This is a genomic window from Corallococcus terminator, from assembly GCF_049194865.1.
Taxonomy (GTDB): Bacteria; Myxococcota; Myxococcia; order Myxococcales; family Myxococcaceae; genus Myxococcus; species Myxococcus terminator_A.
The window spans coordinates 188,277-201,933 of sequence record NZ_JBLZWL010000123.1 but is presented as its reverse complement, the minus strand read 5'-3'; the positions used below and the strand labels follow the sequence as shown (position 1 = coordinate 201,933).

General features: G+C 68.5%; 6 protein-coding genes. All 6 read left to right on the top strand.

The genetic code is table 11. From position 1 onward, the window contains the following. Nucleotides 1–6 precede the first annotated feature (6 nt). The 6 genes from ACN469_RS36875 to ACN469_RS36850 are packed head-to-tail and all read left to right on the top strand — an operon-like array spanning nucleotide 7 to nucleotide 13,595. Complete coding sequence (locus tag ACN469_RS36875) at nucleotides 7–309, top strand: PAAR domain-containing protein (protein ID WP_498775944.1); 303 nt, start codon at nucleotides 7–9, stop codon at nucleotides 307–309. Nucleotides 310–315: 6 nt separating this feature from the next. Next, nucleotides 316–741 (top strand): GPW/gp25 family protein, encoded by a 426-nt coding sequence (locus ACN469_RS36870; protein ID WP_498775942.1) that lies wholly within the window; start codon nucleotides 316–318, stop codon nucleotides 739–741. Nucleotides 742–744: 3 nt separating this feature from the next. Further along, the gene (locus ACN469_RS36865) at nucleotides 745–4,452 is read left to right on the top strand and encodes a baseplate J/gp47 family protein (RefSeq protein ID WP_498775940.1); all 3,708 of its coding nucleotides are present in this window, start codon (nucleotides 745–747) and stop codon (nucleotides 4,450–4,452) included. A 26-nt stretch (nucleotides 4,453–4,478) separates the two neighbouring features. Continuing rightward, on the top strand, nucleotides 4,479–6,935 hold the full coding sequence (locus ACN469_RS36860) for a baseplate wedge protein (protein WP_498775938.1): 2,457 nt from the start codon (nucleotides 4,479–4,481) through the stop codon (nucleotides 6,933–6,935). Beyond that, entirely contained in the window at nucleotides 6,932–12,223 is a 5,292-nt protein-coding gene (locus tag ACN469_RS36855; protein WP_498775936.1) for a contractile injection system tape measure protein, read from the top strand. Before ACN469_RS36860 ends, ACN469_RS36855 begins: the two co-directional genes overlap by 4 nt. A 4-nt stretch (nucleotides 12,224–12,227) precedes the next feature. Beyond that, nucleotides 12,228–13,595 carry an ATP-binding protein gene (locus ACN469_RS36850; protein WP_498775934.1) on the top strand — a complete coding sequence of 456 codons (1,368 nt, stop codon included), beginning with the start codon at nucleotides 12,228–12,230 and terminating at the stop codon, nucleotides 13,593–13,595. Nucleotides 13,596–13,657: the final 62 nt, after the last annotated feature.

Here is a 13,657-nt window from a genome sequence, read left to right as displayed (position 1 = left end):
CGCCCCATGCCTCCCGCCGCCCGCGTCACGGACTTCCATCAGTGCCCCATGACAACCCCCGTGGGCCCCGTGCAGGTGCCTCATGTCGGAGGTCCCATCGCCGGCCCCGGCGCGCCCACGGTGCTCATCGGCGGACTGCCCGCCGCGAAGGTCGGCGACGTGGCCATCTGCGTGGGGCCGCCGGACGCAGTCGTGAAGGGATCCACGACGGTGAAGGTGATGGGCCTTCCCGCAGCGCGGCTCGGGGACAAGACGGCCCACGGCGGCACCATCCTCGTGGGGTTTCCCACGGTGATGATTGGAGGGTGAGCCGACATGGAGACCACGCCCCCCTCCTTCCTCGGTACCGGGTGGAGCTTCCCACCCACCTTCTCCCGGCGCACCGGCGGCGTCCTCATGGTCAGCGATGACCAGGACATCCGCGAGAGCCTCTGGGTGCTGCTGTCCACCTCGCTGGGCGAGCGCGTCATGCTCCCCAACTACGGCTGCGAGCTGCGGCAGATGGTCTTCCGCAGCATCAACACCACGCTGACGCGGCAGATTCAGGACTACGTCCAGCAGGCCATCCTCTACTGGGAGCCACGCATCGCCGTGGATGCGGTGACGGTGCAGCGGGACGCGTCGGTGGACGGGATGTTGTCCATCACCGTCTCGTACATCGTCACGCAGACGAACACGCGCAGCAACCTCGTCTACCCCTTCTATCTCCAGGAGGGCAGCATCCCGGTGCAGGGGCCCTAGCCCATGGCCCCGCGCGAAACGAAGGTCGCCATCAACGACGCGCCCAGCCAGCTGGGACGCTGGCTGCGGGCCCTGGAAGCGGGCCATGCGCCGGTGGACGGGCGCACGCGGGAGGAGCTGCTCGACTTCGCGCCCCGCTTCGGCGCGCTCATCTACTTCTACGACTTGAAGAACACCCGCGACGGTGACTGGTCGGAGTTCTTCCTCGCGGACCCGGTGATGGTGCTCGCCTCCATCGACGCGCTGGATGCGAGCGCGGTGGAGGACCGCTTCCTCGTCACCGTGCGCGAGGTGGACGCGGCGCGGAACTTCGAGCGGTCCTTCTCCACGCTGTCGGATGCATTCCAGCTCATCCTCGGCTTGGCCCGTCGCTTCGACCTCTGGTTGCGAGGCGCGGGCCTGGGCGCGCAGGGAGAGCTGTCCCGGCTGCTCGGGCAGGGACTGGTCAGCGCCGTCGAGGGGCCGCTGTCCGGGGCGCTGCGCGCGCTGGTGAGCGCGGCGAAGGGCGCGGGGCTGCCCCAGGCGCTCGGGCGGGCGGTGCGGCTGGACACGGAGGGCATGCTGCCCCTCTGGGGCCTGGAGGAGCTCGCCGCGGACGGCGCCAGCTATAAGGGCGCCTCCAAGGAAGCGCGGGCGCGCGCGGCGGCGGCGAAGCTGGAGCCGCTGCTCGACCCGTTCCTCGATGCGCTGTCCCGACTCCAGGGCCTCACGGGGACCCTGATGCCCGCGGCGCTGGCGACGGGGAACCATCCGCCGAACCTGGCGCTCTACCTGTCCTTCGTGCAGCTCTTCCGCACCGCGCAGGACACCGTCAACACGGTGTCGGGCCGGTACGCCGGCTTCTATCACCGCGACGTGCTGCGCCTGAGGCACCGCGCCGCGCTCCCCGACAGCACGTACCTCACCTTCACCCTGGCCGAGGACGAGGAGGTGCGCGAAGCGCTCGTTCCTCGGGGCACCCTGTTTCCGGCCGGCAAGCGTCCGGATGGGCAGGACATCCTCTTCGCCTCGGACACCTCGGTGGGTGTCACTCCGGCCACGGTGGCCCGGCGCCTGGCGCTGCGCGTGCTGCGCGGGCCGCTGCTGCCGCTGGCCTCTCCGCTCGCGGACGAGGAGGACGCGCTCACCGTCGTCCGGCAGGTGCTCACGTCGGAGATGCCGCTGGAGCCGGCGCGGACCGACGCGGAGTCCTCCGACGACGAGCGGCTTCCCGGCTGGGCCACCTTCGGCGCGGTGCGCGCGGGCGTGACGCCCACCACCGTCACCGCGTCCGCGACGCTCGGCTTCGCGCTCGCCTCCCGGTACCTGCTGCTGACGGGTGGCACACGCGTGGTGACGCTGGAGGTACCGCTCGCGCCGGCCTCCGCGAAGCGACTGGGCACCCTGCTGACGGCGCTCGCCTCGGCGACGGGCCTGGACACGCAGAGCGTGCTGCGACAGGTGCTGCGCGAGGCCTTCACGCTCCAGGTCTCCACCGCCGAGGGCTGGCTGACGGTGGAGCGCTACGAGCCCGTCCTCCCGCCGCCCGTGGGCGACGCCGAGCCACGGGGCTTCGGCCTCTGGTTCGAGCTGACACCCTCCGCGCCCTCGGTGGTGCCCAATGGTACCGCCCCCGCTCCGGACCTGCCCATGCTCCGGGCCTTCCTCAAGCCCGAGCCCGTCACGCTGAAGGGCGGCGTCGAAGTGCATCCCGTGTCGCTGCTGGACGCGGTGGACTTCTCCACGCTGGAGCTGCGCGTGCGGGTGTCGGACCTGTCGGGCGTGAGCGTGGAGAACACGCAGGGAGGCGTGGACCCGAGTGTCCCCTGGCCCCTGTTCGGCTCGGAGCCCGTCGTCGGCTCCTACGTGCGAATCCGCCACACCGAGCTGTTCGTCAAGCGGCCCGAGACCCTGCGGCTCTCGCTGGACTGGTTCAACCTGCCCTCCAACAAGGATGGGTTTCACGGTTACTACCGTGACTATGTGGTGGGACCGGACGGCAAGCCCACGGCCGACCTCTTCGACAACCAGAGCTTCCTCGCGGACCTGCGCGTGCTCCAGCCGGGCTCCTGGATGCTGCAACCGCTCATGTCGCCGCTCTCCCCGGTGACGCTGCCAGAAGAGGTGGAGTCCTGGGACACGGTGCGCGGATACCTCTTCCGCACGAAGGACGACTGCGCCAACTCCACGCCCTCCGCGAAGGGCGAGCTGTGCAAGGACACGATGTTGGAGCAGTTCGACATCAGCCCCAGCACGCCGCCCGACTACTACGACCCCGCCGCCAGCGCGCTGGAGCTGCGACTGGCCGCGCCGTCGTATGCCTTCGGTGATTCGCTCTACACGGTCAACGTCCTGAGCGCGGTGCTGGCCGAGCTGCCGGACCCGCTCGTCCAAAGCCCGCCGCCGCCTCCCAAGGACCTGAAGTATCCCAATCCTCCGTGGCTGCCCCAGCTCCAGAAGCTGAGCATCCACTACTCGGCGCACTGCACACTGGATGACGTCCGCTTCTTCCACCTGCTGCCCTTCGAGGGTTTCAAGCAGGTGGCGCCGGAGGCGCGGCGCCCCCTGTCGCTGCTGCCGCGATTCAAGGCGCCGGCCAACCTGTACCTCGGCTTCACGGGGCTGGAGACGGCGCAGACGCTCACGCTGCTGTTCCAGTTGAGCGGCACCTTCATGGGCGAGGGAGCGCCGCCCGTCGTGCGGTGGGACTTGCTCACGGCGGCGGGCTGGAGCTCGCTCGCGCCGTCACAGGTCCTCTTCGATTCGACCGGAGGATTGCAGGGCACGGGCATCCTCGCGCTGAGCCTCCCGGCCTTCAGCTCCCAGGGGAGCACGCTGATTCCCTCGGGCGCTGAGTCGGAGCTTCAGTGGATGCGGGCCTCGGTGGCGGACGACGCGGAGGCGTTTCCCCGGACGCTCCAGGTCACCCCGCACGCCTTGCTGGCCACGCGGCAGGAGCCCGGCGTGGACGTGGAGACGCCCGTGCCGGCCGGGAGCATCACCCTGTCCGTGCAGGAGCTGCCCGACATCGGCGGCATCTCCCAGCCGATGCCGTCCTTCGGTGGACGTCCGCCGGAGACGCCGCGCACCTTCGAGGCCCGCGCCTCCGAGCGGCTGCGCCACAAGGAGCGCGCCGTGCTCGCGTGGGACTACGAGCGCCTGGTGCTGGAGCGCTTCCCCTCCATCTGGAAGGTGAAGGCCCTGCCAGCGCACACGCCACTCCAGGCCGGTGTCCCCGGCGCGGTGCTCGTCGTCGTGGTGCCCGGACGGGATGGGACGACGTCCGCGGACGCCACGGTGCCGCAAGTCACCTCGGACATGCTGGAGCGCATCCAGCGCTATCTCGAGGAGCGCGCCAGTCCCTTCGCCAGGATTCGCGTCGTCAATCCCATCTACGTGCACGTCACGGTGAAGGCCCTGGTGGACTTCCGCGTGGGAGAGGACGTCGGCGCGAGCATCGACCGGCTGGACCGCGAGCTGGTGGAGTACCTGTCGCCCTGGTACCACGACGCGTCGCGCGCCACGCGGCAGGGACAGTACGCGTCCGAGGCCGACATCTCCGACTTCATCCAGACGCGGCCCTATGTCCAGGCGCTGCTGTCGCTGGAGCTGGGGCACACGCCGCCGCCCGAGGCACTGGAATCCGACTGGTACTTCCTCACCTCCGCCACGCGGCACGAGCTGCAAGCCGCCGGCGCGCCCGTCGCCGAGCCGCTGGCGGATGGCTACTGAGCCTCGTCTTCTTCGTGGAGCCCTTCATGGCAGAGCCCGTCACCGTCACCGCCGAGCCCCCCGAGAACGTGGGCCTGAACTACGTGGCCCTCAAGGAGCAGGGCACCGCGCTCCTCCAGCAGCTCGCAGGCGACATCTGGACGGACTACAACGAGCATGACCCGGGCGTCACCACGCTGGAGCAGCTCTGCTACGCGCTGACGGAGCTGTCCTACCGGGCCTCGTTCCCGCTCGCTGACTTGCTGCTGGACCCGGTGACGGGCCTCATCGACCCGGAACGACAAGGCCTCTTCCCCGCGCTCGACATCCTCCCGTGCAACCCGCTGACGGAGCGCGACTATCGCAAGCTCCTCATCGACCGGGTGCCCGCTGTCGGCAACGTCTGGCTCACGCCCGTCATGTCCGGCGCGGTGCAGGGCCTCTATGACCTGGCCATCTACGCGCCGGGCCGGGACGACTGCGCCACCGACGAGCGCGCCCCGGAGTCCATCACCGACGCCGTCCGTCGCGTCTACAACCGGCACCGTGGACTGTGCGAGGACCTCCGGGACATCACCGTGTTGGAGAACGTGGAGGCCATCGTCTCCGCCGACGCGAGCATCGACGAGAGCCGCACGCCCGAGAACATCCTCGCCGGCCTGTTCTTCCGCATCGGGAACCTCCTCGCGCCGGAGCCTCGTCGCGAGTCACTGAAGTCCCTGCTCGACGCGGGACTGACGACAGACGCCATCTTCGAGGGACCGCTGCTCCACGATGGCTTCATCGCCGACGCGGAGCTTCAGCCCAAGGCGACCTCCATCGCGCTGCAGGACTTGACCCGAGCGATGGTCCAGACGCCGGGCGTCACCAGCGTCCGCAACGTGAGTCTCCGCGCGAACGACGCGGTGGTGGTGGGGCCGGACGGCTCGCTTCCCGTCGCGATGAATCAGGTGCTCGTCCTGGACACGGCGGTGGACACGAAGCGCGGCGGGTTCTCCATCCGCCTGTTCCGCAACGGCGTCGAGGTGAAGCCCCAGCCCGCGCGAGTGCGCCGGGAGTTGGAGCGCCTGTGGGCCGAGCAGCGCCGCACGCAGCCCCTCGCGCCACAGTACGAGGAGTACCTCGCCATGCCCCGAGGTCAGCGCCAGGACTTCCGCGGCTACACCTCCATCCAGACGCAGTATCCGATGGTCTACGGCATCGGCTCGGCGGGGCTCCCCGAGGGAGCGCCCCTGGCACGCCAGGGACAGGCTCGGCAGCTCAAGGGCTACCTGCTCGCCTTCGAGCAGCTCCTCGCGGACTTCTTCGCGCAGCTCTCACACGTCAGGGACTTGTTCTCCAGCGACTCGGAGCTGCGGCACACGTACTTCTCGCAGTCACTCGCCGACTCGGTCCCTGATGTGGAGGCGCTGCTCAAGCGGGAAGCGCCTGGTGAGGGCTCGTCGGGCTATGCGCGAGGATTGAAGGAGCTGGTCGCCAGCCAGGACCCCGTCACCGAGCGTCGCAACCGGTTCCTCGACGTGCTGCTCGCGCTCTGCGCGGAGGGGCTCGAGGACGACGCGGTGGCGAACGTGGCCTGGGAGGGACGCCCCAAGGCACTGCAGTCCGAGCGGTTGATGGAAGCGAAGCTCGCGCTGCTCCATCACCTGGTCCAGAGCACCCATGGACGCGGACGCGGCGTCGACTTCCTGGCGCGACCGGGCCCCGGGAATGTCGCCGGCATGGCCATCAAGAGCCGCATCCAGCTTGGGATGCACGAGGCGGATGCACGGCCGCTCATCGACACGCTGGACGAACACGGACTCGACCTCTCGGAGTCGGGTGCGCCCGCGCCGGAGGGACGCGCGCTGGCTCGCCATGTGGACACCATCGAGGAGCGCTTCACACCCGTCGTGTCCCTGCCCGCTCCCGAGAGCCCCTCGGCCTCGCCGCTGCGGGCACAGGCCGTGAGCGGTGCGTTTCTCGGCGCCGCGGGCTCGCTGGAGAACTTCCGCGTGGGAACCTTGCCGGGCGAGTCCTCCGTGGCGCTGGTGTGCAAGGCGCCTTCCGAGAGCGGGTGGCATCTGGCGGGGAAGTTCCCGGACACCGGGAGCGCCGTGGCCCGCGCGCACGCGCTGGCCGAGCAGGTGGGCACACTCAACCGTCAGCGCTCGCAGCTCTACATCGTGGAGCACGTGCTGCTGCGGTCCGCTCGCCGCGACGACGAGGACTCGTTCGCCTACAGCTTCACGGTGACGGCCGTCATCTCCACCGCCACCCGACAGTGGAGTGACTCGGAGTTCCAGACCTTCGCGCGTGAGGTCATCCGGAGCAACGCTCCCGCGCTCGTGGTGACGGACTGTTTGTTCCTCGGCCCGTCGCGCATGGCCCGCTTCGAGCGGCTCTACTGGGCCTGGAGGAACGCGCTTCGGCAGGAGGACTCGGAGGGGTTGTCCACGGCATCGGCTCGACTGCGGGACTTCCTGGAAGTGGCGGCCCGCGAGTCCGAAGTGGCTCCCGCATGACGGGCTCGCGGCACCACATCCGGAAGCAGACGCTTCATGTCGAGTTGGAATCGGAGGCCCAGGCGCTCGAGCTTCAGCCTCGGCTGAGCGACTTCAATCGGCGGCGACTGCTGGCCATCATCGAGCAGGTGTTCGACGCGGTGGATGTGCCGGGCCTGCACCTGCGCATCGACCGGCTGGATGTGGACCTGGGGACGGTGCCGCTCGACAACTTCGAGCAGGTGGTGGAGGAGCGGCTCACCGCTCGGCTGCGCGAGGTCGTGGAGCAGGCGGTGCACGCTCGGCGTGTGGCGCCGCCTTCGGGGGAACAGCCTCGGACGGAAGCGGAGATGCGGCTGGAGCTGCTGGAGCACTACCTGCTGCACGGAACGTTGCCGTACTGGGCTCCCGGTGGCGCGGGGTTCTCGTTCGGAGCCCTCTTCGCTCAGGTGGCGATGAGCGACCCCCAGGGACTGGTTCGACTGGTGGGCAAGCATGCCTCGATGGGCGAGGTGTTGGACAGACTGGTGCTCCAGTTGGACCAGCGCTCCCTGGAGCGGCTCATCACGCTCCTGGAGCCGAAGCACGCGGCGCTCCTCATCGATTACATCGTCAGCCTCCAGGCGCTCCATCGGGTCAAGCCCGTCGTGCCGCTGAGCGACCGCGGCCTGTCGCGGCTGCTCTGGTTGCTGACGCTGACGTATCTGGTGAAGGAGGCGGGCTCTCAGTTCAACCGCAAGAGCGCGTTGAAGCAGCTCCTGGAAGGCATCGCCGAGAGCCAGGGTCTGGAGTATTCGGAGCTGCTCACCACGCTGGGCATCGGCTTGGAGCAGGTGCGCAAGCGGCACCCGGTACTGGCCTCGCTGTCCTTCGTCATCGGGGAACTGGTGAGGGAGCTGCCTGCTCCCGTGGCGGATGTCGCGGAGATGGAGGAGCACGACGCGGAGGAGCTGACGGTGCCGGAGACGGCATCGGCTCGCTACGAGCTGACGGAGGCGCTTCGCTACTACCTTCAGCATGGCGTGTTGCCGTGGGGCACGCTCGTGCGCATGCCGGAGCTGACGGCGGAGCGCGTCGTTGCGACGCTGCCGGAGCTGCCTCGCTCGCTTCAGCGACGAGCGCTTGCGTGGGAACAGTCGGGAGGTTCGCTGACGCGGCTGGTGCGCGCGGTGCGGAGGATTTCGGAGGAGACGCTGGCGAAGCTGCTCGTGCGGTTGATGCCTCCTTCTGGAGATGAAGGGAGTCCGCTGCGCTCGGCGCTGCCGGTGTTCGTAGCTCGGGCGGAGGACAAGCCGCTGTTCTTCGCGCGGCTGATCTCCACGCTTCTGGATGGGAGGCCCGTGGACCTGGAGGAGCTGGCGGCGCCTCGTGCGGGGGCATTCGCGGAGGCTCGGAGCGCTCCTGAGTCGGACCTGTCTCGGTGGGAGGCGCATGCGATCAAGTCGACGCTGATGAGTCAGCTCCGGTTCGGAGGGCAGGCGGGGCCCACGGTGGCGGATTTGCTGGCGGCGCTCCTGGTTTCATTTCCGGAGGACACTCGACACTTCCTTCTCGCGCTGCGCGACGTGGAGGTGTTGAGGACGGCCCTGGTCGAACAGAGCGATCCGGAGCTGATTGAGCGGGCGATGGACCTGCTGCGTCCCCGTGAATCGGGCACGCTGAAGGCGTTGCTGCGGGCGCTGAACACCTTGCCAGAACGAGTCCTTCCACACGGCAGGGCAGGGGCTCGGCAGGAGGTATTTCACGAGTTGTTGCTGCTGGGGGAGACGGCTCCGCTGGCACAGGGCTCTTTCAGTCGGTTGTTGAAGCGACTGTTTGGTTCGGTGATTCCGGGAGAGGTCCATGGGTTCCTGCTCCGGACCGGCATGGCCTGGGAGGCCGAGGGGCAGTTGCCCGCGAAGCAGGTTCAGGCGTTCCGTGGCGCGCTCGATGAACTTGGGGCGCGAGGGATGGGTGGTGTCGTTCGTGATGGCCGCACGGTGCGGCCCGTGTTTGATGAGGACGAGCCGTTGTTGCCCCTGGCACTGGGGAACATTGCCCGCGCAGAGGCAGCATCCGAGAGCGACCCTCGTGTTGAAGAGATGGAGGTGTTCGCGCGCTCGGACACTTCCGCGGACGCGGCACTGACGGGGGCAACGTCCGGGGTCCTCACCGAGGAGGGACACAGTCCTCCTCGGCGCGCGGACACAGTGGCCTCGCAAGCGACATCACGCACGCGCGAAGGAGATGCAGAGCACCTTCCTCCACGGCAGGTGGACTCGGTGGTCGCGTCATCCACCGTGACGATGGAGCCTGCGCGCACGCAGGAAATGGAGGCGGAGCACGTTCAGTCTCGGCGGGTGGACACCGAGACCGACTCACGATCCGCGAGTCACAAGCCTCCTCTCACTCACGAAGCAACGACGGCGGTCACCTCGCCGGAGCGGGCGAGCACATCGGCCATCGATTCGTCACTCGTACGTCCCGGACAAGCGCGCGCGCCCGATACAGACGCGGCACTTGATCCTCAGACGGAGGGGTCGACGACTCGAACCGAGTTCCCTCCGACCCGCCTCGAAAACTCTCCAGCGTCCGACGCAACCTCGGCACTCACATCACCGACGGAGGGCACACGCAATGCCGAGCCCTCCTCCACGAGTCACGGACTTCCACGAACGTCGGAGGTGAATGCCTCCTCCGCTCATCCGGAGCGGCTCGATGCTGTGCTGGCCGAACAGTCCCTGTCCTTGGGCCTCGGTCATTCACGTTCGCAAAAAGTGGCCGAAGCCTCCGCTCACCCAGAGCGCCCCACCACTGACCAGGTCGAACAGCCACCCATTGCAAGTCTCGGGCGTTCACGTTCGGCAGCGGTGCACGACGGCTCCGCTCATCCGAAGCAGTCCGACACCGCGCAAGCCGAACAGTCCCCTGCCACGACTATCGAGCGTTCACGTTCGCCAGCACCCGACGAAGGCTCCACGCATCAGGAGCAACCCAACACCGTCCGAGTCGAGCAACCGCCCTCTGAGAGCGTCGGGCGCTTGCGTTCGCGAGCCGTAGACGAAGACTCCGCTCATCCGACGCAGTCCGACCCTGTCCACGTCAGGCAGCCGCCCGGAGCGGGCCTCGAACGTTCTCGCTCTCCAGCAGTAGACGACATCTCCGCTCACGCGAAGCAGTCCCACGACGTCCAGGTTGAACAGCCGTTCTCAGCGCACCTCGGACGTTCACGTTCGCCAGCGGTAGACGAAGGCTTCGCTCACACGAAGCAGTCCGACGACGCCCATGTTGAGAAGCCGTCCTCAGCGGGCCTTGAACGTTCTCGTCCACCAGCGGTAGACGAAGGCTCCACTCACACGAAGCAGTCAGTCGAACAGCCACCCTCGGCGAGCCTCGGGCATTCACGCTCGGCGGACGTGGACAGCGCCTCCCTTCATCCGAAGCGGCCCGACATTGTCTCGGCCGAACATTCACCATCCATAGGTCGCGAGCATCCTCGCGAGGCCTCTTCGCGACCAGCGGACTCTCAATCGGAAGCCGGCACTCCAGCGGCCACTGAGCCCCCATTCCAAGGGAAGGAGTCTCCGCGCACAGACTCCCGTCAGGGCTCGCGCCTTCAGCAACCAACGGCTCCGGATGCGATTGCCTCTGCGCCACGACATCAAGGCTCGGGCCTGGTCCCTGCGGCCACGCTCCCCTCCGCCGCCTCACACGAACGCAGCACATCTACTGCCCTCACGGGTGAGCCGCAGCCAGCCACCACCGCAGCACACGAACGCAGCGCCCCTGCTGTCCTCGCGCGTGAGCCGCTGCCAGCCACGGCCTCATCACACGAACACAGCGCTCCTACGGTCCTCACTCGTGAGCCGCTGCCAGCCACCGCTCACGGACACAGCGCCCCTATTGTCATCACTCGTGAGCCGCCACCAACCGCCGCCGCCTCACACGAGCACAGCGCCCCTACTGTCCTCACTCATGAGCCGCTGCCAACCGCCACCACCACACCGGCCCACAACACCCCGCCTCCGCGCAACGCCTCAATCCAACCAGACAACAGTCGCTCGCCAGAACCGCGCTCCAGCTTCGGCTCCGACGAGGCACCTGCTCCCGACACACAGCCCACGAACCTTCAAGGGCACGAGGCCCGCGAGGCCCTCTTCTCCTTCCTGCTCGCGGAGAGCGCGGACCGCTACGCAGGCCTCTCTGACGATGCGCTGCTGCGCCTGCTCCAGTCACTCCTGGATGAATCGCCAGAAGTGCTCCGCGGCTTCGTCCGCCGACATGCCCACCGCAAACGGCTCCAGGAACACTGGGCCCGGAACCTGCCGGACTCCGTGCTCGCGCGCTTCAGCGCCGTGCTCGCGCCACACGTCCACGCCGCGCTCCTCTCCGCCACCGAAGTGCTCGTCGCCGCGTGGCAGGAAGTCGCGCCCTCTGGCACACCCGCGCTGACGGAGCGGTCCGCCTTCTGGCGCTTCGTCCTGGAGCTGCTCGGCGAGCGCCCCGGCGGAAGCCTCACGCTGGAACAGCTCGTGTCCGCCTTCTTCGAGCACTTCTCCGCGCGCCTCCACACCGCCCAGCCCAGCCACCGAGACTCGCGCAGCACCGCCGAGCGCCTCCTCGAGCGCGCCATCGAACTCGCGCAACACGAAGCCGTCCCGCGCCTCGGCGCCCTGCTCCGTCAGCGACGAGACGCCCTCGTCACCGCGTGGACCACGACCACCCGCGTCGACTCGCGCCGCTCCACCACCTCCCGCTCCCGCCCCTCGAAGGAATCACGTCGGACCTCCTTCCGACTCGGGGACGAGAAGAACGGTGGGGCGCCCATCTACATCGACAACGCGGGACTGGTGCTCGTCAGTCCCTTCATCCCCCACCTCTTCCGGGAGCTGGGCCTGTCACGCGTGGACGACGCGGGAAAGACACACCTGGACCCCGAGCCCGCCACCCGCGCGGTGCACCTGCTCCAGTACCTCGTCGACGGCCGCACCTCCGCGCCCGAGCCGCTGCTCGTCCTCAACAAGATTTTCTGCGGCCTCTCCATCCCCACCCCCGTCCCCAGCGGCATCGAGCTGACCGAGCGCGAGCAGTCCCTCTGCGACCGGCTCCTCAAGGCCCTCATCACCAATTGGACCATCATCGCCAACACGTCCATCTCCGGCCTGCGAGAGACCTTCCTCCAACGCGAAGGCCGACTGGAGCAGCTCGACGACCGCTGGAAGCTCCAGGTGCAGCGCAAGACGCTCGACGTGCTCATCGACCAGGTCCCCTGGAACGTCTCCATCCTCACGCATCCGTGGATGCCTCAGCCCCTCTATGTCTCCTGGTAGCGCCATGGACACCTCCACGCCCACCACGAACGCCGCGTTCATCCGCGCCGAGGTCTCCTGGTTCAGCCAGTTGCTGGACCTCCGCCTCAAACAACACGCCGGTGAGCTGCCCCACGACGACCTCCTCGAAGCCCGCCCCCCGCCCTGCCTCCCCGAGCAGGCCACGCCCTACTCCGACGTCATCCGCGAGCTGAAGCTCCAGCCCGCGGAACGACTGCTCCTCGTCCTCGCGTACCTGCCCCACATCCAGCCCGCGGTCCTGGACCCACTCTTCATCCGCAACCAGGCCCTGGACCGCCGCTTCACCGAGTTCGGCGGCTTGGTGGGCAGCTCCCATGGCGGCTTCCTCCCCACGGGAGAAACAGCGCTGTTCCTCCTCGCCGGAGAAGACCTCTCCGCGCGGCTGTCCCATCACCGCCTCTTCCATCCCGAGCACCCGCTCCTCGCGCGCCGCGTGCTGCGACTGGAGCGCCGCACCCCGGACGAGCCGCCCCTGTCCGCCGCGCTCCAGCTCACGCCGGAGTACCTGGAGCGCCTCACCACCGGAGGCACCTACCAGCCACCGTTCGGCCCGGAGTTCCCCGCCCAGCGCATCACCACGCTCCAGGACTGGGATGACCTGGTGCTCGACGGCCCGCTGCGCGAGGACCTGGAGGACATCATCACCTGGGCGCGCCACCAGGAGACGCTGATGGAGACCTGGGGCCTGCGCAAGCAGCTCAAGCCCGGCTACCGCAGCCTCTTCCACGGCCCTCCCGGCACCGGCAAGACGCTCACCGCCACGCTGCTGGGCAAGGCCACCGGCCTGCCCGTCTTCCGCGTCGACCTCTCGAAGGTCGTGTCCAAGTACATCGGCGAGACGGAGAAGAACCTCGCCAGCCTCTTCGACCACGCGCAGCTCCATCGCTGGATTCTCTTCTTCGACGAGGCCGACTCCCTCTTCGGCAAGCGCACCGAGTCGCGCAACGCCAATGACCACGCCGCCAACCAGCAGATCTCCTACCTGCTCCAGCGCATCGAGGACTTCCCTGGCATCGCCCTGCTCGCCAGCAACCAGCGAAGCCACTTCGATGAGGCCTTCGCGCGTCGCTTCCAGTCGATGATCCACTTCCCCATGCCAGGCCCCACGCAGCGCCTGCGGCTCTGGGAGGCGTGCTTCCGCGACAAGCCCTTCCCCCTCGCGCCCGACGTGGACCTGCACCGCCTGGCCCGCGAACACGAGCTGTCCGGCGGCGCCATCATCAACGTGCTCCGCCACGCCTGCCTCAGGGCCGTCGTCCGCGCGCCCCAGGAGATTCGCGCCCAGGACCTCCTCCACGGCATCAGCCGCGAACTCCACAAGGAGGGCCGCTACTCCCTCCCGGGACGTTGAAATCTGCTTAACAGGCCATCCGCGACAAGCCTTGATTGACGAATCAATCTATCGATACGGTG

What these genes read in the sequence shown, in the direction of transcription:
- ACN469_RS36865 (WP_498775940.1), top strand. Translation starts at nt 745, where the DNA reads ATGGCCCCGCGCGAAACGAAGGTCGCCATCAACGACGCGCCCAGCCAG.
- ACN469_RS36850 (WP_498775934.1), top strand. Translation starts at nt 12,228, where the DNA reads ATGGACACCTCCACGCCCACCACGAACGCCGCGTTCATCCGCGCCGAG.
- ACN469_RS36860 (WP_498775938.1), top strand. Translation starts at nt 4,479, where the DNA reads ATGGCAGAGCCCGTCACCGTCACCGCCGAGCCCCCCGAGAACGTGGGC.
- ACN469_RS36875 (WP_498775944.1), top strand. Translation starts at nt 7, where the DNA reads ATGCCTCCCGCCGCCCGCGTCACGGACTTCCATCAGTGCCCCATGACA.
- ACN469_RS36855 (WP_498775936.1), top strand. Translation starts at nt 6,932, where the DNA reads ATGACGGGCTCGCGGCACCACATCCGGAAGCAGACGCTTCATGTCGAG.
- ACN469_RS36870 (WP_498775942.1), top strand. Translation starts at nt 316, where the DNA reads ATGGAGACCACGCCCCCCTCCTTCCTCGGTACCGGGTGGAGCTTCCCA.